The sequence below is a fragment of the Clostridium puniceum genome (genome assembly GCF_002006345.1).
GTDB classification, from domain to species: Bacteria; Bacillota; Clostridia; order Clostridiales; family Clostridiaceae; genus Clostridium; species Clostridium puniceum.
The window spans coordinates 1-1,166 of sequence record NZ_LZZM01000118.1 but is presented as its reverse complement, the minus strand read 5'-3'; the positions used below and the strand labels follow the sequence as shown (position 1 = coordinate 1,166).

Here is a 1,166-nt window from a genome sequence, read left to right as displayed (position 1 = left end):
ATTATGAATTGAATTTTATATTATTAGGTAGGTGAAAGTAATTGAAAATATCTGAATTAGAAAAACTTATATTAGATAATACATCTAAATTCAATTTAAATAAGGGAAAACAAATATTAGAAGGTAGTAATTTACCTAAAATCAACATAAAAAAGGCTGAGGATAATTATAATATCTATGGGAATTTTAATAGTGAAAATAAATTACAAAGCTGCAATTCTCATCTTAAAATAGATATTATAAATAAAATAATTACTCTTGCAAAATGCCAATGTAGTGGATTTTTAGAATTTGATTCTAAAAATAATGTATATCTATGTGAACATTTAGTAGCGTTAGGATTAAATTTTATTTATCAAATAAAAAAGAAAATGAATAAAATAACTGAGGATAAAGAAGTTTTGAAGAAAGATAAAAATTTATTACTTAATTTACCTAATGCAAATAATTTTATATCAAGAGATAAAATAGATTTAGATAAATTAAACTTAAGTTTAAATACAAAAAAGCAAAAGTTGCAATTAAGCCTTTCCTTAAAGGAGGTTTTGGAATATAACAGGAAATGTTTTGGTGTTAGTATATTTATAGGTAGTAATACTATGTATCCAATTGGTAATATTGAAGGATTTATTTTAAGCTTAAATAATTCAAAAGAATATTATATTGGGAAAGGTTTAATTTATAATAAGGATAATTATTATTTTTCAAAGGAAGATCAGGAGATTTTGGAATATTTACATGAATATATATTAATTTCTAAAGATAATAATAGAGGTAATAATATAAGACTTGATAAAGAAATTATAGGAAGATTTCTAACAATATTATCAAATAAAAAAATAAAATTTAATTATAATTATCAAACTTATATTTGTGAAATAAAAAATGAAGATTTACCTCTTTCTTTTACGTTAAAACAAATAAAGGAGAATTATGTTCTAACTACGAAAAAAGTTTTTCCAATACCTTTAAATGATAAAATGGATGTTTTCTTTTTTGATAGAAAAATATACATTCCTTCTTTTATTCAAATTAATTTATATAGGTTATTTTATAATATACTTAAGGAAGATAGTAATATTATATTTCATAAAGACATATATATTGAAGAATTATATAATTTAATTTCATGCATAAAGATTATATCTAAAGATTTAACTATAGAT

At 19.9% G+C, this 1,166-nt stretch carries 1 protein-coding gene; it reads left to right on the top strand.

Going from position 1 to position 1,166, the window contains the following annotated elements:
• Positions 1-41: 41 nt before the first annotated feature.
• Positions 42-1,166, top strand: a 1,125-nt coding sequence (locus CLPUN_RS08980; protein ID WP_198944307.1) for an SNF2 helicase associated domain-containing protein, incomplete at its 3' end; no start/stop codon positions are given.